Annotated in this window: 17 protein-coding genes, 1 other RNA gene and 1 pseudogene; 5 read left to right on the forward strand and 14 right to left on the reverse strand. The window is 62.8% G+C overall.

All coding sequences use genetic code 11. The features are described from left to right. Positions 1–4: 4 nt before the first annotated feature. From tssI to tssB, 11 genes are all read right to left on the reverse strand, one after another. The gene (tssI, locus tag RQH86_RS04385; protein WP_311239974.1) at positions 5–1,942 is read right to left on the reverse strand and encodes a type VI secretion system tip protein TssI/VgrG; all 1,938 of its coding nucleotides are present in this window, start codon (positions 1,940–1,942) and stop codon (positions 5–7) included. 19 nt (positions 1,943–1,961) lie between these two features. Next, positions 1,962–3,002, reverse strand: coding sequence for a hypothetical protein (locus RQH86_RS04390; RefSeq protein ID WP_311239975.1), 1,041 nt, complete (start codon positions 3,000–3,002; stop codon positions 1,962–1,964). Between the two features lie 535 nt (positions 3,003–3,537). Next, positions 3,538–3,978 carry a hypothetical protein gene (locus RQH86_RS04395; RefSeq protein ID WP_115527795.1) on the reverse strand — a complete coding sequence of 147 codons (441 nt, stop codon included), beginning with the start codon at positions 3,976–3,978 and terminating at the stop codon, positions 3,538–3,540. Positions 3,979–4,082: 104 nt separating this feature from the next. Continuing rightward, the gene (tssH, locus tag RQH86_RS04400; protein ID WP_311260561.1) at positions 4,083–6,788 is read right to left on the reverse strand and encodes a type VI secretion system ATPase TssH; all 2,706 of its coding nucleotides are present in this window, start codon (positions 6,786–6,788) and stop codon (positions 4,083–4,085) included. A gap of 33 nt (positions 6,789–6,821) precedes the next feature. Next, positions 6,822–7,838 carry a type VI secretion system baseplate subunit TssG gene (tssG, locus tag RQH86_RS04405; RefSeq protein ID WP_311238886.1) on the reverse strand — a complete coding sequence of 339 codons (1,017 nt, stop codon included), beginning with the start codon at positions 7,836–7,838 and terminating at the stop codon, positions 6,822–6,824. Continuing rightward, on the reverse strand, positions 7,802–9,679 hold the full coding sequence (gene tssF / locus RQH86_RS04410) for a type VI secretion system baseplate subunit TssF (RefSeq protein ID WP_311238885.1): 1,878 nt from the start codon (positions 9,677–9,679) through the stop codon (positions 7,802–7,804). Before tssF ends, tssG begins: the two co-directional genes overlap by 37 nt. A 3-nt stretch (positions 9,680–9,682) precedes the next feature. Next, positions 9,683–10,186 carry a type VI secretion system baseplate subunit TssE gene (gene tssE / locus RQH86_RS04415; protein ID WP_311238884.1) on the reverse strand — a complete coding sequence of 168 codons (504 nt, stop codon included), beginning with the start codon at positions 10,184–10,186 and terminating at the stop codon, positions 9,683–9,685. Beyond that, positions 10,174–11,007: a type VI secretion system accessory protein TagJ gene (locus RQH86_RS04420; protein WP_311238883.1), complete on the reverse strand. Its 834-nt coding sequence runs from the start codon at positions 11,005–11,007 to the stop codon at positions 10,174–10,176. The genes tssE and RQH86_RS04420 overlap by 13 nt, the downstream gene beginning before the upstream one ends. Before the next feature lie 36 nt (positions 11,008–11,043). Further along, positions 11,044–11,547 (reverse strand): type VI secretion system tube protein Hcp, encoded by a 504-nt coding sequence (locus tag RQH86_RS04425; RefSeq protein WP_115527790.1) that lies wholly within the window; start codon positions 11,545–11,547, stop codon positions 11,044–11,046. A 94-nt stretch (positions 11,548–11,641) separates the two neighbouring features. Further along, positions 11,642–13,162 carry a type VI secretion system contractile sheath large subunit gene (gene tssC / locus RQH86_RS04430; protein WP_311238882.1) on the reverse strand — a complete coding sequence of 507 codons (1,521 nt, stop codon included), beginning with the start codon at positions 13,160–13,162 and terminating at the stop codon, positions 11,642–11,644. Then, positions 13,155–13,661, reverse strand: a complete 507-nt coding sequence (tssB, locus tag RQH86_RS04435) for a type VI secretion system contractile sheath small subunit (RefSeq protein WP_311238881.1) — start codon at positions 13,659–13,661, stop codon at positions 13,155–13,157. Before tssB ends, tssC begins: the two co-directional genes overlap by 8 nt. A gap of 926 nt (positions 13,662–14,587) precedes the next feature. On the opposite strand from tssB, the gene RQH86_RS04440 reads away from it, so the two are divergent. The 4 genes from RQH86_RS04440 to RQH86_RS04455 all read left to right on the forward strand — a co-directional run bounded on the left by RQH86_RS04440 (position 14,588) and on the right by RQH86_RS04455 (position 19,156). Next, the gene (locus RQH86_RS04440; RefSeq protein WP_311238895.1) at positions 14,588–15,343 is read left to right on the forward strand and encodes a hypothetical protein; all 756 of its coding nucleotides are present in this window, start codon (positions 14,588–14,590) and stop codon (positions 15,341–15,343) included. Positions 15,344–16,261: 918 nt separating this feature from the next. Beyond that, positions 16,262–16,558, forward strand: a complete 297-nt coding sequence (locus RQH86_RS04445) for a XapX domain-containing protein (protein WP_311238880.1) — start codon at positions 16,262–16,264, stop codon at positions 16,556–16,558. 303 nt (positions 16,559–16,861) lie between these two features. Beyond that, positions 16,862–17,752, forward strand: coding sequence for a glyoxalase (locus RQH86_RS04450; protein ID WP_311238879.1), 891 nt, complete (start codon positions 16,862–16,864; stop codon positions 17,750–17,752). A 6-nt stretch (positions 17,753–17,758) separates the two neighbouring features. Next, complete coding sequence (locus RQH86_RS04455; protein ID WP_311238878.1) at positions 17,759–19,156, forward strand: alginate export family protein; 1,398 nt, start codon at positions 17,759–17,761, stop codon at positions 19,154–19,156. A 647-nt stretch (positions 19,157–19,803) separates the two neighbouring features. On the opposite strand, the pseudogene RQH86_RS04460 reads toward RQH86_RS04455, so the two are convergent. The 3 genes and pseudogenes from RQH86_RS04460 to RQH86_RS04470 form a co-directional block, all read right to left on the reverse strand. Next, positions 19,804–20,052: pseudogene (locus RQH86_RS04460) on the reverse strand (MFS transporter); the annotation flags it as partial. A gap of 102 nt (positions 20,053–20,154) precedes the next feature. Beyond that, positions 20,155–20,230, reverse strand: a non-coding RNA gene (locus RQH86_RS04465) — sX9 sRNA. A 203-nt stretch (positions 20,231–20,433) separates the two neighbouring features. Beyond that, a complete protein-coding gene (locus RQH86_RS04470; protein WP_311238877.1) occupies positions 20,434–21,123 on the reverse strand; it encodes a DUF1349 domain-containing protein in 690 nt (229 codons plus the stop codon). 145 nt (positions 21,124–21,268) lie between these two features. On the opposite strand from RQH86_RS04470, the gene RQH86_RS04475 reads away from it, so the two are divergent. After that, positions 21,269–21,811: a TetR family transcriptional regulator gene (locus tag RQH86_RS04475; protein ID WP_115562017.1), complete on the forward strand. Its 543-nt coding sequence runs from the start codon at positions 21,269–21,271 to the stop codon at positions 21,809–21,811. Positions 21,812–21,909 lie beyond the last annotated feature (98 nt).

A 21,909-nucleotide genomic window follows, 5' to 3' on the forward strand; every position in this document is an offset into this window, starting at 1 on the left:
GTCCTCAAGCGATGATGGGCGGAGAGCCCTTGAGCACGGCGGGGCCGGACGACTGCAACAGCAGCGCCGCGTTTGCACGCGCGGTAGTCACGGCGTTGGACTGCACCAACACCGAGGCGTTGGCGCGCAAGGTCAGACTGGCCAGCGCGCTGACATCGACACTGACTCCTCCCTGGATACCCACGCTGACGCGTCCGTCGAGCGTCAAGCGGGTGCCGCTGAGCACGATCTCGCCGCTGGCCTTCAAGTGCAGGCGTGCCGCACCGGTGACCAGTTCGATCTCACGGCCCGCTTCGATCCGTAGCGCCTTGCCCACGTCCAGGCGGTCGTTGCCGCCAATGGTGTGGGTGCGCTCGCGTTTGATCTCGGCAGTCTCGTTTCCGTCGACGCTCAAAAAATGGTCGTTCTCCACCTCGTGGCGCAGATCGCGCTGCGCATGCAGCAGCAGCTCCTCGTTGCCCTTCTTGTCGTCGAAACGGATCTCGTTGTAGTCCTCGGCCCCGCCCAGCAGGCTGCGGCTCTTCACCCCACTGCGGGTGCGGTGCTCGGGCAGTGCATAGGGCGGCATCTGCTCGGCGTTGTAGACGCTGCCGATGATCAGCGGGCGATCCGGATTGCCTTCCAGAAAGCTCACCACCACTTCCTGGCCCACGCGCGGAATGTGCTGCGCCCCCCAGCGTTTTCCCGCCCACGACTGCGCCACACGCACCGGGCACGAGCAGTCGGCGTTCGGCGTGCCTGGCGGACTCCAGAAGAAGTTCACCCTTACGCGACCGTATTGGTCGACCGCGATGTCCTCGGCCTTGTTGCCATCGACGACCGCGGTCTGCAATCCGGCAATGCTCGGACGCGGCGTGGTCTGCGGGGTGCGGAACGGCTGCCGGCTGCGTAACGCACGGAACGTGGACGCAAACGGCTCGGCAACAGTCCCGCCACCAGAAACGTAGTCCACTTCGACCAGTTCGGTGTTCGCGCTGGTCACCAGGTACTCCTGGTTGTGCTCGGCCAGTGGGAAATCGCGCAGCTTGAACAGCGCCCCCACCTGCAAACCGCAGGCATCGGTCCAGCCCTGATACTGCGCCTGCGTCACGTTGAGCGCCTCGGCACGCACCTGCGCGTGACGGCGGCCGGCCGCGACATCGAGATGCTCGCCGGGGTAATCGAACACGTCCAGTTCACCCAACGCCGGGCCGGAGGACTCGGCCGGCATCTCGTCTACGCGCAGCGATGCCTTGGGCTTGAGGTAGTCGTAGTCGTCCAGGCGCACGCGCGTGCTGTGTGCGCTGCGCGCCAGTGACCAATCGGTGATTGCGTCCTTCATCCGGCTACCCTTCTGCCCGGGCGGGCAATAAGGGATTTGTGCGAACGGCGCCGAGGACTCGTGCGCCCCGAGGCTGTCGGCCAGCACTAGCGTATGCGTGCTGGCGGTGTGTTCAAAGTAGTAGTAGATGCCCTCCTGCTCCATCAGCCGGCTGATGAAGTCCAGCGCGCTCTCGCGGTATTGCACGCAGTATTCGCGCGGCTGGTAGCTCGCGCTCAGGCGCAACTTGACGTCGGTACAGCCGACCTCGGCAAGCAGCGCACGCACCAGCTCCGGCACGCTCTTGTTCTTGTAGATACGGCAATCGCGGCGCTGCCCGAGCAGCCACAGCCTTGGCACGATAGAGAACGCATAAGTCGCATAGCGCACTCCATCGATCTGCTCGAACCCGGTCTGTTCCGCCTCGGCCACGATGCCGTGGTAATGCCGCACATACCCCTGCGGGGAGGCAACCTTGACGGCCATCGGCTTGCCCAGCAACCCGCGGAGATCGATCGCCACATCACGGCTGATGCCGTGCAGAACGAATGCGTACGGCCGCCCGAGTTCTTCGCGCGCGCTCATGCGCACGAAGCGCAGCGAATTACCCAGGTGCGACTGCAGCGTGATGGCGTGCGCCATGGTCAGGTTCCCTTCCGTCTCAAGCCGCGGTGCCGTGACCGAAGTGACCACGCAACTCGGCCGTCATCCGCGCGGCTTTGCTCTTGCTGGCCACGAAGAAATCTTTCTTGACATGGGTCTTCGCCGGCTGCGCTGCTGCCGTCAGTCCCTCCAGCTGAAGGTTCGACCGTTCGACCAGCTTGCGCGCATGCCGGATCGTCGGCGCGATCTTGCTCTCCTGCATCGTTTCTACCTGTCGCATCCAGCCAGGCAGACCGATATCGGCCACAAATAGGTTGGCCACACTCGATGTATCGGCACTGATCAGCAGGTAGCAGCCTAGAATCGGGCAATCCCTGAACACCTCGATGCTCAGCGAAGACGGAGTCTGCAGCCAACGGTTGCCTGCCCGCATCTCCTTGATGTCCATCCCGATGACAGTGAGCTTCAGCAGGAAATCCGCGATGAATCCGGCAATACCGGGCCCCATGGTCGAAGCGACGCCCATGTCCAGTGAGAGGCCGGCGAACTTGGTGGCTAAGCCGACACTCTGGTTAGCCCAGTCGATCCCGCCGATCAGCAGCTGCGTATCGATGATGTGCTGCACCGAGTCCACCGCTGCCTGGGGCGTACCGCTGCGGAAGCCCGAACGATAATCTCCGGCCACCATCCGATAGCGCATGTGTGCGTCGCCAATCACCTGGGCCGATACTTCGGCCCACTTCTTGGCGGAGTAGAAGATTCCGATGATCGGCAGAATCTCCTTGAACAACTCGCCAGCTGCTTCGGCTCCGAGTGCCGCGACGATCTCGTGGAAGCCCTCCACATCTGCAGCATCGGCGATGAACTTCTCTGCCGCAGCGGTAATCTTTGGGATGGCCGCCTCGGTGACCTTTTCCTTGATCATTTGCTGGAACTCGTAGATTGCCACGCCGGTCCCGAATGCGTTACCGGATGCGTAGCGCCGCTTACCAAAGCTCAGGCGGGTCCCGTTAAAGGTCTGGAACAGCAGGTTTCGACGCGCCTTGGCGACGACGGTCAGCGCATCGAATTCTTCCCGGCTCAGAGCTGATGTGGTCATACGAGTCCTCGTGGTCTTGGGGCGCATCTGCTGCGGAGAGTGCGTCGACACTGCCGACCGCACTCCGCAACCCGTTGGGCATAGAACGCCCAGGGATGATTTGACAGGGACGGCGTCGATCGAGGAAATCAAAGATTGCGATGCCACGCATCCGAGCGATCAATACGCAATCCAGAGCCCACGCTGGGGAGCAATACGCACAGCAATGGAGGCCTTTCGACCATTGATTGCGGTAAGGCGTTGCTGCCAGCGTTCGGGCCTGGAGCTATCCGATCGCCACGAGTAAGCGTCGGTAGTAGGTCGAGGATAAGACGTAGTCGCCACGACTCCAGGCCATGCCCCGCATGCTGCCATTAGCTTTGGCGCCGGATAAGTTGGGGACTCCCGGCTTTCGGCTACCGAACAGACGACAGCTCGAACGAGTGAAGTCGAGCGCAAGGTCGCGCAGCTTCGTCTCGAGCGTTAACTGGCCACACTCCTAGCAGCACGGGGCGTTCAATCCCGGACAGATTCCAACCCGTATTAGGGGGGCGCATCATCCCCATCCCGTGGGCGGCTTGAAGCTATCCGGAATCTCAAGCTCGCTCTTCTGCAAAGCTCTTGCGACCTCCCGCTTGGTCGCATAGGACGTTCTGACGTGTGTCTTAGTGTTGGTGTTGCGCTGGCGCATTTTGCCTATACCGAATGCACCGGGCTCGTTACTCTTGATGATCACTTCCGAGCTGTGTGCGGCTTCGCCGGCAAAATTCGAGCTCTCGAAGTTGATGTGATGGCTTGTAGTGATGTTTATTGTCGCAACTTCATCGAGCTCGTAAGCGACCAGATAAGCATCCCTATAGATCGCTTGTCCTGGCCGATAGCTCTGACCTGGCCCCATGCCGAAGACCCACATCGCCGACCCGTTGTGAGAAACCAACCCAAAACTCAGAGCATCACTTGCATGCTTCTTTGGAACCCAGCGGAAGAACCTAGCCATTCGTTACTCCACGAGATTCCGCCCTGTGCACGATGGATAGCCCTCGATAAAGGGTCGAATGAGACGTTCTGAAAAACAATGAAACAACAGGATGAACACGAAATTCATTGCAAGACATAGTCGAACCTCCCTTCATACACACGCACGAACGTGCGGGAAGCAACCCCACCTTCAATTGATCGCCCAAGGAAATCCTTACTTAACTCCGGCAACATCGAATTGGTCAAAATCGCATCAATCATTCGCCCACCCGACTCACTCTCGGTGCATCGACTCACCACCAGCTCCACCACCGAATCGTCGTAGTCAAACGGAATCTTGTAACGCTCCTCGATCCGCTTCTTGATGCGGTTCAACTGCAACCGCACGATCTGGCCGAGCATGTCGTTGCTCAGCGGGTAATACGGAATCGCGACCAGGCGCCCGAGCAATGCCGGTGGAAACACCTTCAGCAACGGCTCGCGGATGGCCTTGGCCATGCCCTCCGGATCCGGCATCAACTCCGGGTCTTTGCACAGGCTGGCGATGAGGTCGGTGCCGGCGTTGCTGGTGAGGATGATCAAGGTGTTGCGGAAGTCGATGCGGCGGCCTTCGCCGTCTTCCATCCAGCCTTTGTCGAAGACCTGGAAGAACAGTTCGTGTACGTCGGGGTGGGCTTTCTCCACTTCGTCGAGTAGCACCACCGAGTAGGGTTTGCGGCGCACTGCTTCGGTGAGGACGCCGCCTTCGCCGTAACCGACGTAGCCGGGCGGTGCGCCCTTGAGCGAGGAGACGGTGTGCGCTTCCTGGTATTCGCTCATGTTGATGGTGATCAGGTTTTGTTCGCCGCCGTACAGCGTCTCTGCCAGGGCGAGTGCGGTTTCGGTCTTGCCCACGCCGGAGGTGCCGGCCAGCAGGAATACGCCGATCGGTTTGTCCGGGTTGTCCAGGCCGGCGCGGCTGGTCTGGATGCGCTTGGCGATCATCTCCATGGCGTGGTCCTGGCCGATCACGCGCTTGGCCAGCAGTTCGGGCAAGCGCAGCACGGTGTCGATCTCGTTGCGCGCCATGCGCCCGACCGGGATGCCCGTCCAGTCGGCGACCACGGCGGCGACGGCTTGATAATCGACAGTGGGCAGGATCAGTGGCGATTCGCCTTGTAACGCGGCCAGTTCGGCCTGCACCAGTTGCAGGCGCGCCAGTAGCGTGTCGCGATCCACTTGCACCGGTGCGTCGAGCACGGCGGTATCGCCGGAGGCGTCCTGTTCTGCCTCGGATTCCAACGCACTGCCGGTGCCTTCGACCGGGGCGTTGCCGCTGCGTAGTTGTGCGCGTAGCGACAACAGTTCATCGACCAGTGTTTTCTCGGACACCCAGCGCTGTTCCAGGTCATGCAAACGGCTACGCTCGCCATCGAGCAAGCCCGCACATGCGGCCGCGCGCTCGTCGACCACGATGCCGATGGCGCGCTCGCGTTCGATGATGGCGTGTTCGGTGTCCAGCGATTCGATGCGGCGGCGGCTGTCGTCTACTTCCGCCGGCGTGGCGTGCAGGCTCACTGCAACGCGCGCGCACGCGGTGTCGAGCAGGCTCACCGATTTGTCCGGCAACTGGCGCGCCGGGATGTAGCGATGGCTGAGTTTGACGGCGGCTTCCAGCGCTTCGTCGAGGATCTGCACGCTGTGGTGCTGCTCCATCATCGAGGCGACGCCGCGCATCATGCGCACCGCCTTGGCTTCGTCCGGCTCGTCCACCTGCACGGCCTGGAAACGGCGGCTCAGTGCAGGATCTTTTTCGATGTACTTCTTGTACTCGGCAAAGGTCGTCGCGCCCACGGTGCGCAGCGTGCCGCGCGCCAGTGCCGGCTTGAGCAGGTTGGCGGCATCGCCGGTGCCAGCCGCGCCACCGGCGCCGACCAAGGTGTGGGTTTCATCCACGAACAGAATGATCGGCTTGGGGCTGGCCTGCACTTCATCGATGACCGCGCGCAGGCGCTGCTCGAACTCGCCCTTCATGCTGGCGCCGGCCTGCAGCAGGCCCACGTCCAGCGTGCGCAGTTGCACGTCTTTCAATGCGGGCGGCACGTCGCCGCGGGCGATGCGTTGCGCGAAGCCTTCCACTACCGCGGTCTTGCCCACGCCAGCCTCGCCGACCAGGATCGGGTTGTTCTGGCGGCGACGCATCAGGATGTCCACCACCTGGCGAATCTCGTCGTCGCGGCCGATGATCGGGTCCAGCTTGCCCTCGCGTGCTTGCGCGGTGAGATCGATCGTATAGTGCGCGAGCGCGGCAACACCCCCCACGGCGGTTGGTCCGGCGGGAGCGCCTGCCATCGCAACGCCGGTGGCGTCATCCTCTGGCGAGCCGGCGATGATGTCTTCCAAATCTTCAACCAGTGCCTCAGCGCGCAGCTTGGCGAACTCGCTCGACATTGCGAGCAATCCGTTACGCAGGCTGCGCGTGTGCAAAATGGCCACTAACAGATCGCCGCCACGGATGCGCTGCCGCCCGTATCGCAACGTGCAGTGCACCCAGGCGCGTTCCACTGCCTCCTCCACGCTGGCTGATAGATCAAAATACCCGCCACTGCCGCGCGGTAGTCGATCCAGCGTCACGATCAGATCCTGCGCAAGTCGCGAAGTGTCGAGAGAAAAGTGGCGCACGATACGATGCAAGTCGCCGTCCTGCGCCTGCAGCAGCTGATGCAGCCAATGCACCAGTTCCACCTCGCGGTCGCCACGCAGTCTGCAGAACGTGGTGGCCGATTCGATACCGCGATAGGTGGTTTTGTTGAGCTTGCCGAACAAGGCGGCGCGACTGATGTCTGCCATGGAAACTCCAATAAGTGAGAACTAAGAAATGAATCAGGGCGACGCAAGCACAAGTTGGTCGGCGTCGAGCGGGCGGCGATAGTGGCCGAGCCAGAGCGACAGGCCGATACGCTGGCCCTGCCCCTGCCCCAGCACCGGCAACGGGACGTCTTCGCGCGCCAGCACGAGCTGTAGGTCCCAGGCCTGCTCGTCGCCGATGTAGCCGCGCACGGCGGCAGTGAGCATGGCCAGCGCGTGGCTGCCGGGCAGGAACTCGCGATAACAGGCGATATCCAGCGGCCCAAGGCGCAAGCGGAAGCGATGCTGCGCGTTGCGAGCCGATGCGCCGAGCGTGGCGTCACGCCCGATGCGCGCGGCGGCACGGCCCATCCGCAGCCGTCCGTCTTCGGGTAACGGCAGCCAGTTGGCAATGAACTCCTGCACCTGCACAGGGATGTCGAACAAGCCGATCAATACGGCGCGTAGACCTTCTGCATTGCGCGCCTGGGCAACGAAGCGGCCGGCGAAATGGCGGCGTGCAGCAGCCGGCATCGCATCGCGACCACGCAGCGCGGGTTGGTCCACACCGGTTAATGCATCCAGCCGCGCGCCGAAGCGATCATCGCCCGGGCGGTCCATCTGCACGGTGGGACGCGCATCGGACCAGGCGCGATACCACAGCGCAATCATGCGATGGTGAAAAATGTCGGCGAACGCGGCAAAGGTGGGGTCCCCGGCACCCTCGCGTTCGATGGCGTGTTCGGTCAGGTGCAGCGGCAACGCGCCATGCGGGCCGAACAAACCCAGCGACAGCGTGCGCAGTGTTGGCGGTCGACCGTCCACGCCGGCATGCAGGCTGTCGATGTCGCGCGGCGGAAACTCCAACGAGGCGCGCTGGCCCAAGCGCACGGGCTCCTCCAGCGGCCGTGCTGCCTGGCCCAGTCGTGGTTGTGCCGGATGCGCGCACTCCAGCCGCCGTAACGCTTCGAACAGCTCGAAGTCCTGCGGTTGCGCATCCAGTTGCGCCAGCAGCGCTACAGGATCGGCCGATTGCCGAGATGGGCTGACCATCGGGCGACCTCGTTGCGTTCGAGCGTGCACAGCACGGTTTCGGTAAAGGAGTTGAGCGATGCCTGCCGGGCGAAGACATGCCGCAGCACCGAGGCCAGCAGATAGACGCCCTGACCTTCAAAGGCAGCGTCGTCGCAGGTCAGGGTGATCTCGAGTCCACGGCCGTAGGTGGCCGGGCCAGGCACCGGGATGCGCCGCACAATCGGGCGCGAGGCGATGCGACGCACGCCGTCCACCTGTCGCCGCGCTGCGGCATCGTGCGGGTCGTGGTACAGCGTGAGCATCTCGCGCAGTGCAGTGGCGCCGTCGTCGCCGGCATCCAGCAGCGAGAGATAGTTCAACTGCAGATGGCTGATCAGGCGCCAGCGCGTATCACCGGTGGTCACCCCCGCGCGCGGTCGAGTGGGCCCGGCCACGCAGCGGATCGACGTCACCGGGCCGCCGTCGTCGAGCACGAAGTCGGTAGTGGACTTACCTACCGGCATGTGCAGCGGCAGGTCGCGATTGCTGCACCACAGCTGCATGCCCAGTTGACGCAATTGATGCGGATACGGCGCCTGGTCGCCGTCGACCAGCGACAGGAATACCTCGCTGCCGACATAGCTCGAGCGCGGACCGGTGCGGCGCTGCCCGGTCGATAGCCGCCGCGGCTGCCGTCGCAAGGCATAAAACGCCGAGCGCCGCTCATGCCAGCTGCGCGGCTGCGCGCCATAGAACGGCTCGAAGCGCTGCATCGACGCATTGCCATCACCGAAGCCTTCAACCTGCTCCACGCCATGGACCTCGAAGTCCATCGGCCGCGTGCGGTCGGCCAGCACATGATGCTCGGAGATGCCGGAATGCAGATGGATGCGGTCACCGCGCCGGGGGAACAGGTTGATCGCCGGGGTGCAATGCAGGCGGAAGTTGCTCGCATCCACCGCATTATCGAGTCGTTCGACGCTGCGATCGAACCACACCAGAATCTCGAATTCGGCGCACGCCGCCCGCGGCAGCACCTGCGCCAGGCCCTCGAAGGCGGCGAACAGGAAACGCTCGGGGCAGGCGAAGTACTCCTGCAGCAGGCGATAGCCGCTGAAAGAGCGTTCGCTGCGCGGCAGCAGCGCCTGCTCGTCGTCGAAGCCCTGCGGCTTCAGATGCTCGGGACCGAACGTGCGAGTGAGCACCTGCCCGTCCGCAGAACGGGCAAGCACTACGAATCCCAGCGCATTGGCATGCAGTTGCTCGTAGAGGCTGCCGGCGAGCCCGTCTGTCCCAGTCATGAAGATCGGCAACGTGTCTAGCGCCAGCATGTCCAGGCGCAGCCCGGCATGTACGTTGAAGACCAGGCGCAGGCCGGCGCGCGCACGCGGCTCGACCGGCACACCGAGCGTGGCCAGCGCTGCAGGCGAGGCCAGGTAGCTGGCAGCGGTCAGTTGCAGCGGCAACAGCGTTACCGCATGCGCAGTGCGATACTCGCAGGCGGTGCGGTCGCCATGCCCGATCAACGAGCGTAGCGCGCTACCACGCGGCACCACATGCCCCGCTGGGCCGATGCCCTCGCCCTGCTCCGGTTGCAGCTCCACCACGGCCATCGACGGCACCGGCGACAGGAAGTGCGGGTACAGCATTTCCATCAGGTGTTGCGCGAAGACGGGCTGCTGGGCTTCCAGCTCGAGTTGCACGCGTGCTGACAAGAACGCAAACCCTTCCAGCAAACGTTCGACATAAGGATCGGCGCAGTCGATGCCACTCATCCCAAGACGGCCCGCCACTTTCGGATACGTCTGCGCGAACTCCGCACCCATCTCGCGTACATGCTGCAACTCGCGGTTGTAGTGATGGAGCAGGCGTGGGTCCATGACTCAGTGGGTTCCTGAAGAGAGATTGAAACGACCGGTTTCCAGGTCGAGATCGGTACGCAGATACAGCGCCAGTGGCAGCGGCTGTGCCCACATTTCGGAATCGATGACAAACGACAGCGACATGCGGTCCATGCGTCCGGTGTCTACTTTCGCGGTGACCTGCAGGCTGGCTGCTGCAAGGCGAGGCTCGAAGGCCACGATCGCTGCACGAATGAGGTTCTGCAGTTCAATCACGTCCAGCCCCGCCAGCCTTGCGCCGGCCAGGTCGGGAATGCCGTAATTGAGCACCGAGCTGGCGACATGCGGATACGCCTGCAGTGCGTCTTCGTGCCAATGCCGGGTGCAGTTCAGTAGCCAGGCCAGGTCGCGCATGACACAGTCGCGCAGCTTGGCCGGACTGATCGCCCGTGCGTCGCGGCTTTCCGCCAGCTCATGCCGGCGGTCATCGATCAATCGGTCCAGCAGCGAGGGCTGCAATCGCTCTTGTTGGGTCAGTTCGGCCATGGTGCTTCCACCGCGCCGATGTCGAATTCAAGGTGGCGGATGTCGAGCACGGCGTAGTCGTCCTCGCTACCGGCCAACAGGCGTTGCCCCAAACCACACGCGGACAAGTCTTCACCTTCCCAGGTGGTGCGCTGGCCGAGGCGGATCGCGCCGTCTTCGCTGTGTTGACTGCCTGGGTAACGGCACGGCAGCACGCCACGGCTGTGCGTGCCGTTGCGCCATTCGATCTCCACAGTCTGCCAGAGCAGGTCGCGCAAGCTGGTGGGAGCCTCCAAGCGCAGGCTGCGCACTTGGGCGAACGGCACCCAGGCATAACCCGCTTCGAGGATGACCTCCAGACAGGGGCCAAATCGCGGGTCCGCGTCCGCTAGCCAGTCGAAACGCTGGCCGTCGATGTGGCCAGCGATCGCGTCGGCCTGTGCAAGCGCCAGGGCACGCCGTCGCGCCGCCTGCCCTGGTTCGCCGTCGCGATCATGCTGCAATGCCTGCAGCAGATCGTGCTGCCACGGCGGTACTTGGCCGGGCATCAACGGCATCATCCGCCCGGCCATCACCTGCTCGCGTTCCAGTTCGGCGTCGAGGATGCGCACATACGCACCGGCTACCCCGCCCCAGCTCTGGTCCAACTCTGCAGCCAGCCGCACCTGCTGTTTCGCCCGCTGCCACTCCCCCGCCACGGCCAGCAATTGGAACAACCCGATGCGCGCTTCGGCATCGGCCGGGCACTGGCGCACCCAGTCCTTGGCTGTGGCCAACGATTGCGCGGGGTTACCCGCCTTGAGCAGGCGGGCACAGGCATGTTCGGGATGGGCAGTAGACATCGGCAGCGGCGTTCCGGTCGGGGGGATACGAGGGACTCAGGACTTCTTCACTTCCTGCATGTTGAAAGTGAAGTCCTTGGTGCCGCCCTGCTTCTTGCCCTTGTCGTCCTGCGGCTGGAACGAGTACTTGAACTTGCCGAAATGCAGGGTCACGTTTTCGGTCAGACGGTCTTCGCCGCCGCTGCCGCCGGTGGACACGGAGGTGATCATCACGCCCTCGCTCAACTCGAGCGTCACGTAGTCGGTCTGCTCGCCGGTGGCGTTGGTGACGTATAGCGTGGCCGACTCCACGCGTGCGCCTGTGCAGCAGGCATTGAGCAAGGCGTTGGAGCAGCTGTCGACGTACTTGGTGATGGAAATGTCCTGCACATTGGCCTTGCCACCCGCCGCATAACCAGCACCGGTATGCAAATTTCCGGTGTTGCTGGTGCCCCAGGACCAGGCAATGATCGGCACTTGGTCGGTGTGCTTGGAATGGTTGGATGCGCCCTTGATCTCGACGTCGCCCGAGCCAAATTTGAGATGCATATCGAAAGCCATGGAACTTCTCCAGTGATGTGTGGTGCAAGGGGAGCTGATCCCGCGGCTTTGTGAGCCGCAGGTCGCTAATGCTGAAAACGAAGCCTGCGACCGCTCAGGCGGCCTGCGCCGACGGCAAGCGCGAAACCAGGCGTAGCGATACCGTCAGGCCTTCGAGCTGGTAGTGCGGGCGCAGGAAGAACTTGGAGGTGTAGTAGCCGGGGTTGCCCTCGACCTCTTCGACCACCACCTCGGCAGCGGCCAATGGCTTGCGCGCCTTGGTTTCTTCGCTGGAATTGGCCGGGTCGCCGTCGACGTAATTCATCACCCAATCGGTCAACCAGCTCTGCATCTGCTGGCGCGTGCTGAACGAGCCGATCTTGTCGCGCACGATGCACTTCAGGTAATGCGCGAAGCGGCAGCAAGCGAACATGTACGGCAAGCGCGCGCTTAGCGCCGCATTGGCAGTGGCGTCCGGATCGTCGTATTCCTCGGGCTTGCCCAGCGACTGGGCGCTGATGAAGGCTGCCATGTCGGTGTTTTTGCGATGTACCAGCGGCATCAGGCCCATCTTGTCGAGCTCGGCCGAGCGGCGGTCGGTGATTGCAACCTCGGTCGGGCACTTCATGTCCACGCCGCCGTCGTCGGCCGGGAAGGTATGCGTCGGCAAGCCCTCCACTGCCCCGCCCGACTCCACGCCGCGAATGCGGGTGCACCAGCCGTACTGTTTGAACGACCGGTTGATATTGACCGCCATCGCGTAGGCCGCGTTCTGCCAGGTGTAGCGCGACGAATCGGCGCCCTGCGTGTCCTCTTCGAAGTCAAACGCCTCCACCGGATCGGTCTTGGCCCCGTAAGGCAATCGCGCCAGCGTGCGTGGCATGGCGAGCGCCAGGTACTTGGCATCCTCGCTCTGGCGCAATGAACGCCATGCCGCGTAATCGGGGGTGGAAAAAATCTTGGCCAGATCGCGTGGATTGGACAGCTCGCTCCAGCTTTCCATGCCCATCAAACCCGGACCCGCAGCGGCGATGAAGGGAGCGTGCGAGGCGGCGGCGATCTGACTGATGCCGCGCAGCGTGTCGACATCCTGCGGGCTATGGTCGAAGTGGTAATCGCCGATCAGGCAGCCATAGGGTTCGCCGCCAAGCTGGCCGTATTCGGCCTCGTAGATCTTCTTGAACACCGGGCTCTGGTCCCAGACGGTGCCCTTGAAACGCTTGAGGTTCTTGGCGAGTTCCTTCTTGGACACGTTGAGCACGCGAATCTTCAACTGCGTGTCCGACTCGGTATTGCTGACCAGATAGTGCAGACCGCGCCATGCGCCTTCCAGCGCCTGGAATTGCGGCGTGTGCAGGATCAGGTTGAGCTGCTCGGAGAGCTTGCGGTCAATCTCGGCGACATACGCGTTGATAGTCTGCGCGAGGTCGTCGCTGATGATGTCGCTGCGCTCCAGCACCTGCTCGGCCAACGTGCGCACGGCACGCCGCACCTCTTCGCCAGCACGCTCGCTGCGCGGACGAAATTCGCGGGTCAACAGGGCGGCGAAATCGTCGACCTGCGAGAGCTGGGTCTGGTCGTCGGCCTGCTCGGCGGCGATGGCGGGATTGGAATTGGCCATGTGATCGTTACTCATCGGTCGACTTGGGAGCTGCGATCAGCGAGCGCAGCAGGGCGGGATCCTTGATCGCATCGGCAATCAGACGCTCGGCACCGGCTTTGCCGTCGAGATAGGTACCCAGGTTGGCCAGTTGGGTGCGTGCCTCCAGCAGCTCGGCTAGCGGTACCACCTTCTTCACCACCGCGGTCGGCGAAAAATCGTCCAAGCTGTCGAAGGTGACGTCCACCGGCAGTTCGCCGGTACCGGTGAGCATGTTGCGAACGGTGAACGCCACCCGCGGCTGCATGGCACGTAGCCGGCTGTCGAAGTTGTCGACATCGATCTCCATCGCCTCGCGCTCCTCCAAGGCAGGCAGGTTCCCGGTATTGGCGCCGGACAGGTCCGACAACACGCCCATGACGAATGGCACCTGCACCTTCTTCTGCGACCCGTAGATCTCCACGTCGTATTCGATCTGCACGCGGGGTGCGCGATTCCTGGCGATGAATTTCTGACTGCTGCTGCGAACGGACATGCCGCCTCCGATGATCTGCGTGATTGCTGGGCACTGCGATTGCAGCGGCCGTGTGGCAAAGGGCATGCCCTTGCACTGGAAGCGCATCGTGCGCGCAGCTCAGTGCGCGGTGAAATCGAACGCCGGGATGGCAGGTATGGGTGTGTGTGATGGGCTTGGCTGGCGTGATGAAATTTGTAATGGCGGCGCCTTATGCCGCGTGGGCAAGGACCACGCACTGCTCCCGGCGCACCGGCCGGATCAAGACATACGATGCACCTTGATCCGGCCGCCCTCACGGAGGCGGTCACACTCGCATCGAGCGCAACGATCTGCTATCGATGGCAACGCCAGCGATCGCTGTGGTATACAGCGAAAATCAAGTGCAATAAGAAAAGGCAATGCATATGTGTTGCGACTGTTACGTCCAATAGTCGCGTCAAGGCGCCGGCTGGGCGGGTGATCGCAAATAGCCGAGCTCGTCTGAGGTGACGACCAGTACGCGGCTAGCTGCTGGCGACGTGACCTCGACGAATAGACCGCATGTGTGCGGCATGCGTCCGTTGTTTCCACGCAGAGGATGGCATCTGCCGCATCATCCCGCTGGTAACGGTCCACTGATAGGTGCCATATGGCAGAGCACGCAATTGCTTCGTTTACGCTCTACCGACAGCCCGCCATCATGCTCCCCGGCGCGCCCCACCCAAATCCTGGTGCTTCCCATGCCGCATTTGCGCAGATCGACATCCTTCCGAGTAGCCGCCGGCCTGCTGGTCGTTTCATTGAGCTGCGTCACTACCGCCTGGGCCAGAGAAACATGCGCGCCAGCCTCCGACACGCCAGCGCAGGCCGCAGCCGATTTATCAGCCATGTCCTTGCGCGCGCGCTTACAACCGGCTCACCCAGATAGCCTGCGCGCCTTCTCCAGCGCTTCCAAACCCGCAAAGGTGCATGTCTTGAGCGAACGCGAATGGATCCTGGTCGAGCGCGCCATCAATGCCTTGCCAACCCTGCATCGCCAGATGCTGCAACGGCACCTGGCGCGATTGAGTTTTGTCGATGCGCCAGATAGTCCAGGCACGGCATTGACGCGCGAGCACGATTGCCCCGATGGCGCACCGATGTTCGATATCACGGTGCGTGCGGATGTGCTTGATACATCACTCAGCGAATTCCTTACCGGCAAGGATGCGCGGCTGTTCACTGCCGACGCGTCGGGATATCGCCTCCAAATGGACGCTGGGACGGTCCCGGCACTCGAGTATCTGCTGCTGCACGAGGCAACTCATGTCGTCGATCACGCATTGAAGATCACCGCCAATGGTGGCCCTTTTCGCGATGTATGGGCCGACTATCGCGGCCTGGCCGCACCACTCAGTCAAGGACCACTGGCTCAAACCCTCTACCGGCAACAGCCACCGCAGCCGCTGGCGCAGGCACCGGCACTGTACGAGGCATTGGCCGAGTCTCCCTTTGTTTCCCTGTACTCCACCGCATCTGCAGGCGAAGATTTTGCCGAACTCGTGGCCTGGCACGTGCTGTCTCGGTCATTGGATGTCCGGGTGACGATCTGGATACGCGATGCGGCAGGCAAGCTCGTTGCGCGTATCGACCCGCTGGCATCAAAAACCGTCCAGGCCCGAATGGAAACGGCAGACGAGATGCTCAGGGATCCACAGTTGCTCAAGGATGCACACAAGTAACAACATTGGCTTGTACGGGCAGACCGCTTCCCGCTCCGAAAAATCGATAGGCGGCAACCGCAAATGAGCACCGCCAAGTGCAGTCCAATGCTGTGCAATGACGTCGCGTAACGCGTAGTCACGCTCCGGTGCCTACTCGGTCGCCGTGGCGGCCCCTCATGGAGCGTCACTGCGGATACGTCAGCGTCCTGGCGCGGGACAGGATCGCGAAAGGCACCAGGAAGTCGCTGATCTCCACGCCTGTGTTCTCCCCGACCACCGCAATCACCGCGCGCGCAATTGAAGCGAGCGCGATAGGCGAAGATCAACGCGTCCTCGGTGGATGTGGCACTCGATGTCGCTGCTGCAAGTGGCGTCGCCTTCGATGGCGGCGCTGCACATCCGGCCAGCAAGACGCATGCAGCCAACGTGGCGTGCCGAACCAATCCAGGCAGATGCCAGGTGCCATGGTGCTGCCGTAGGTGGGTCGTGTGCGTGCATTCTTTGCCCACTCCCCCCCGCAGCAACAATGCCGCTGTTACGTCATTTCCTGCCATGCGTCGATGTTGATCTGCCGTGCAGGTTGGCGTCACCTGAACCAGCCTGCTGTACAGAACGCATGGCGGAGGCGCGCCGTGTGCCGTGTGCACGCATCCCCCGAACGAGTCATCGGACCCTGCCCCGACGCGGTGTTCTGGATTCGGCCCGAGGCGTCCAGCATGGACCACATCGCTGGCGTCCCTCGACGCCATGACCCAGCGATTCCCCCTCCAGAGAGATCGCGTCCATGACGATGTCTGATGTGTCGGGCCAGCGCCACGCGCTCGCCGGCAGTGCACTCCCCTCGCCACGCGACCAGGCACGTTGGCTGGCGGTGGCACGTAGACGCCATGCACTGCCGACCTGCGCGGACCGTGCGTCACCACAGGCAGTCGCACGATGAAGCCCTATTTGCTCTCGCTTGGCGCCGGTCTGCTGGTCGGTGCGATCTACAGCCTGCTCAATGTGCGCTCGCCAGCGCCGCCGGTCATTGCATTGGTCGGCTTGCTTGGCATCCTGGTCGGTGAGCAACTGCCGCCACTCGTGCGACAGCTGACAACGCGCAGTCAGACCGAGGCCTCGTGGATCGGGCATCAGGTCAAGCCACATATGTTCGGGCATCTGCCAGAAGGCAAACGCGTGCCGCTGGCTGCGCCATCACCGCCACCTGCGCGAACCGACGAAGGCGATGCGTGAGCGCGCTCGTCCATGCGATCTGATGGTGCATCTCACCTGCGTAAGGCCTAGTACGTCGCCGGCGAGAATCCTGCAAAGACGGCGCATCGATCAATCGGTTGTTCTCTGTGGCGATGCGCGTAGCTGCAACGCAGATCGCGCGCGTGATCAAGAAACTTGGCAACAAACACAGCGCGATGCGGGCGGCGTCTAGTCCAACCGGCGCGCAAGAACGCTCCAAGTGCATCCAACTCCTACCGCAAAGGCATCGACTACCCATGGCCGGAGATGCCATCGCTGCCCTATTTCCCCAAAGGAACTTCCATGCGTCCGCTACTTTCCCTGAGCCTTTCCGCCGCGCTGATGCTAAGCGCGGTCCTCCCGGTCCTTGCCGATGCTGCGGCACCGGTGTCGGTCGGCCCGCAGTACGACACCACACACGTCTATGTGGCACCTGCCGATGTGGATGCGTTTGCGCGCAGTTTCGCCGCGACCTTCGGCGGACAAAGCACGCGCCAGGTGATCGCCACGGTCACGCCAACGCCAAGCAGTACCAGCTCGCAACTGGTGCAGACGCCGGCAGGCACCGTGTCGTTGTTCGGATTTCGTACGCCGGTGCCCCACCCGTTCGGCAGCGAACGCACCGGCTATCTGGTGACCGACATGCAGCAGGCAATCAGCGCCGCACGCGCTGCCGGGGCGGAGGTGCTGGTTGCACCGTTCAAGGATCCTATCGGTATGGATGCGGTGATCGCCTGGCCGGGCGGCGTCAGCATGCAGCTGTACTGGCACGACACCGCACCGCATTACGCACCGCTGGCGACGATTCCGGAGAACCGCGTCTACGTCTCGCCCGATCGCGCCGACGCGTTCGTTAAAGCCTGGCTGAAGTTCTCGCATGGCAAGGTGCAGCGCGATGACCGCCATGCGGACGCAACGCTGATCGGCCGGCCTGGCGTCACTTACCGCAGCATCGTCATCAGCTCCGGCTTCGGTGCGTTGCAGGTGTTGGTGACTGACGGCCACCTGCCCTATCCGTACGGGCACGAGCTCACCGGATACGCAGTGGACGACCTTGCGGCAACGCTCGCGCGCGCCACCGCGTCCGGCGCAAAAGTGTTGGTGCCTGCGGTGGCCGCGTCGGGTCGACAGTCGGCGATGGTGGAGTTCCCCGGCGGCTATGTCGCCGAGTTGCACGCCGAACTCCACTCCTGATCGCACATGTCGTTACGCCTCACACTGCCCTTGATGTTGGTCCTGTGCCCATGCGCCGATGCATGGGCGCAGTCTTCGGTCGATGCAACCATCGCCACACCGGTACGCCCCGCCATCAAGTCGAACCGTTGGCAGGAAGACTGGTCGCCGCTTGCTGACCCCGCGCTGCGCACGCACCCGTTCGATCGCCTGAAATATGTGCCGCTTGGCGACGCGGGCTACGCATCGTTCGGCATCAACCTGCGCGAACGCTTCGAAAGCAATCACACGCCTGCGCTGGGTATCGGCCGCGAGAGCGACAGCTATCTGTTGCATCGCCTGCAGGCGCATCTGGACGTGCGGGTTGGCGAGCACTTGCAGCTCTTTACCCAACTAGAAGACGTACGCGCAGTGGATAAACGCCGCATCGGCCCGGCCGATGCCAATCGTGCCGACCTGCGCATGGCGTTCGTCGCATACACCGCGCCACTGGCCGATGGCGATGTAAAACTGCGCGTGGGCCGGCAGGAGTTTGCCTTCGACCTGCAGCGATTCGTCTCGCTGCGTGATGGCCCAAACGTGCGCCAGTCCTTCGACGCGGTGTGGGTCAACTACGAGATCGGCCCATGGCGCTGGATTGCGTTTGTCAGCCAGCCGGTGCAGTACGCCGATGTGCGCAGCTTCGATGACTTCTCCAATCGACATCTGCGCCTTGATACCGTGCGCGTCGAACGCCACGTCCTGGGCAGCGACGAACTGTCGCTGTATTACGCACGCTATCGGCAGGATGACGCCAGCTTTCTGGATGCGGCCGGCAACGAGCGCCGCGATATTGTCGATGCCCGCTTCGCAGGTGTGCACACTGCGTTGGACTGGGATCTTGAGGCGATGGGGCAACGCGGAAAGGTTGGCAACAGCCGCGCGCGAGCCTGGGCGCTCGGCCTCAAGGCCGGCTACACCTGGCAGGACACCTCATTGACGCCGCGCCTGGGGTTGCAGGTCGATACCGCCTCCGGCGACCGACATCCGGACGATGGACAGCTTGAAACCTTCAACCCGCTGTTCCCGAACGGCGCGTACATTAACCTGGCCGGCTACACCGGCTATAGCAACTTGCTGCAGATCAAACCGATGCTCACCTTGCGGCCCACCGCGCAGCTGAGCGTTACCGCCTCGCTCGGCCTGTTGTGGCGGCAAAGCACCGCCGACGCCGTGTATGTGCAGCCAGACATTCCGCTGGCCGGCACTGCCGGCACCGGCAGTCACTGGACCGGCCGCTATCTACAGCTGCGCGGTGACTGGAAGCTCAACACACACCTGCAAACCGCCATCGAAGCAGTCCATTACCAGGCCGGCGACACCGTGCGTACCGCCGGCGGTCACGACAGCAATTACCTTGGCTGTGAGATGAAGTTCATGTGGTAGCTGGCGCTGGATCGCCCGTGGCTGCGCTTAGCGCGCTGATTGCTGATTGTTGAGCATTCATTGCGAACGTAGACGTCAATGCGACCGAAGCGCCGTTGCGTTGATCGACGCATCAGTGCATGAGCGCAAAGCGCTCCTGACCAATTAATGCCTGCATGCTGATAGCACCGCGCCTTGTGCGGCAGACGTTGCAGCGTGTGGGCCACATGTGTGGTCGATGGATTATCGCGGCTAGCAGAATGCTGCGAGCACTCATCAGTGCAGGGAAAGCACACGCATAAGTACTGGTGAAAGAATCTACGTTTGCTCACGCGGAGCGGATGCTCCACCTTGGCACCAATGCCGGCTTCCACCTGAGCGGCCACTGTGGGAACGTACCTGACGTGACTAGGCAACGCTGGTTGGCCCGCCCTTCTAGGCGACCCGGCGTCGGGGATCGATCTACTGGCTGCGCAGACAGGTCTGGTGGTGCGGCGCGACTGAGCGATGGCCGCCGCCCCACCGGACGGCGATTACTGAAATTGATGTCGAAGGCAAGATGTCCCAAGAACCGGAGACCGCAACATGCAAGCCGGTCGATTAATGCTGATCGTTGCCCTGACCATGGGGATGCTGATGACCAAGGCGTTGGCCTAGCCCTCCCCCCCCTACTCAGCGTTACCCAATCGCAACCAGCGGGCAGAAATGGCAGCCGCACACATGGCGGCAGCCACGAGCATCAGCGCGGCGGTCAGTCCCCAGCCGTGGGCGGCGAAGCCGATCAAGGCGGGGCCGGCCAGGACGCCGGCGTAGCCGAGTGTCGTCATTGCGGTGATCGCCATGTCCTCGGGCATGGCGCGCTGTTGTCCGGCCATCGAAAACAACGCCGGTGCGATGTTGGCGCATCCCAACCCGATGCGTGCTGCTGCGCACGGTGTGAAGCACGAGACGTCATTAATCATCCAACTGCGAAGACACCTGCTGCCAGGCGATAGACGGCATGAAGAGTGACTAAGAGTGGCTAACAAAACGCAGCGATCAGTGTCACGTGGGTGTGGACAATGCGCTCAGAACAGGGATGTACGTGTGGTACATGCCGCTCCGAGCACCGGTCGCTCCCGTCTGGCGGTATACGCATTCGTTTTGTTGGTCAATCCAGGAAAGCAGAGCGAACAGCCGTCAGGTCGGTATAGATGGCGCACTCAAAACAGGAGCGCACGCGTGGCATGTGCCGCACCGAACACCGAACACGTCCGCTTGACGGTGAACGCAGCTGTTTTGTTGGCTGCGCTAAACCCTCAGGACAGATCGTGCAGATCCTTGCCGAGCACCGGGCCGAGCTTCCAGTCGGAAAAGTGCACCTTCAAGCCCTCGCGCTCTGGGGTGCAGGTCATCGGACCAACCAGATAGGTGCTGGCCACCGGGAATGGGCACAGCCGCACCAGCGGCCAATACGTGCCGTCCTTGGAGACTTGCAGACGCAGCACGCCCTTGTCGACGGTGGCGCGGATCCAGAAGTCGGAGGGGTCAGCTTCGTACGGCCCTGTGGCCCAATCCGATTTGCCATCGGTCAGCACGCTGCTGAGCATCGCGCGACCGTCGCTGAGCTCGATGCCCGCCTTGACCCACTGCCGCTCGTTGAGGCGGATCATGAGCCCGGCCTGGTCGTAGAGCTGCTCGAACTTTGCGCGGACGCGCAGCTGGCAGGTAAATGCTGCCGGCGCCGCGATGCCAAGAAAATGCCCGCTATCGCGGGTAAACCCGTAATGGGTTTCGCGCCAGAAGTCAGTGCCCTTGTCGGTGACGACCTCCAGCACATCGCCGCTCACGATGCGGTGCGATTTGGGTTCATTGAGCCATTTGCCTTGCTGCCAGTGGCTGGATGGCGCCGCACCTGCACCGGTTGCGATGACCACGCCACCAGCGGCCAAACCGCCCAGCGTCGCCCTGCGGCCAACATCGACCTGGTGTTTTTCCGAACCCGTCATACCTAGTCCTCGTGAAGAAAAAGCAATGCTCTCCGGTGCCTTTCTGCGGGCAGCGTAAAGCCAGTAGCTCAATTTGTACATCTGTACCAATTGGCACGTCAACTCTGGATTACCATCGCCCTGGTCGATACGTGCATGAAGACAGATGAGCGGCAGGACCTGGCGGCAAGACCCACATCGAAAAGAACATATTGAGCAGGCCACCTTGCAGGTGGTCGTCGAGCATGGCGTGGCGGGGACAACCTTCCGCAAGGTTGCCGAACACGCACAGGTGCCGTTGAGCGCGACCACCTACTACTTCGGCTCCATGCATGAGCTGCTGATCGCGGCATTCACCCGCTTCTCGCAGGAGGTCTCGAAGAACTTCGCCACCGAGATCCGCGCTGCGAAGAACCGCGACCAAGCCTGCGATGCTGTGGTGAACATCATCTTTGCCGACAGCACCGCCTCGCCGCGTATCCTGCTGCTGAGCTACGAGCTGTACGCGTTTGCCCGGCGCCACCCGGAGATGACGGCAATCATGGAGCAATGGATGGCACGCAGCCGCGCAGCGCTGGAACTGCATTTTTCCAAGGCAGCCGCCAGTGCAATCGATGCCTTGATCGAAGGCATGACGATCCATCGTTCGGTGGTGCGTATGACCAAGAAGAGCGTGCGCAATGCGGTGGGGCAGCTGGCCCTGCTGTAACGCGTGCTGGGCGCTGCACAATTGAGCGGTGCAAGCATCGCAACCTCCACTGCATGGCGACGGATTGATTGCTGCACACTGAATTTATGAGGTGAGGT

Origin of the sequence: Xanthomonas sp. WCS2018Noco2-27, from assembly GCF_031843525.1 — a bacterium.
In the GTDB taxonomy this organism is placed as follows: domain Bacteria; phylum Pseudomonadota; class Gammaproteobacteria; order Xanthomonadales; family Xanthomonadaceae; genus Xanthomonas.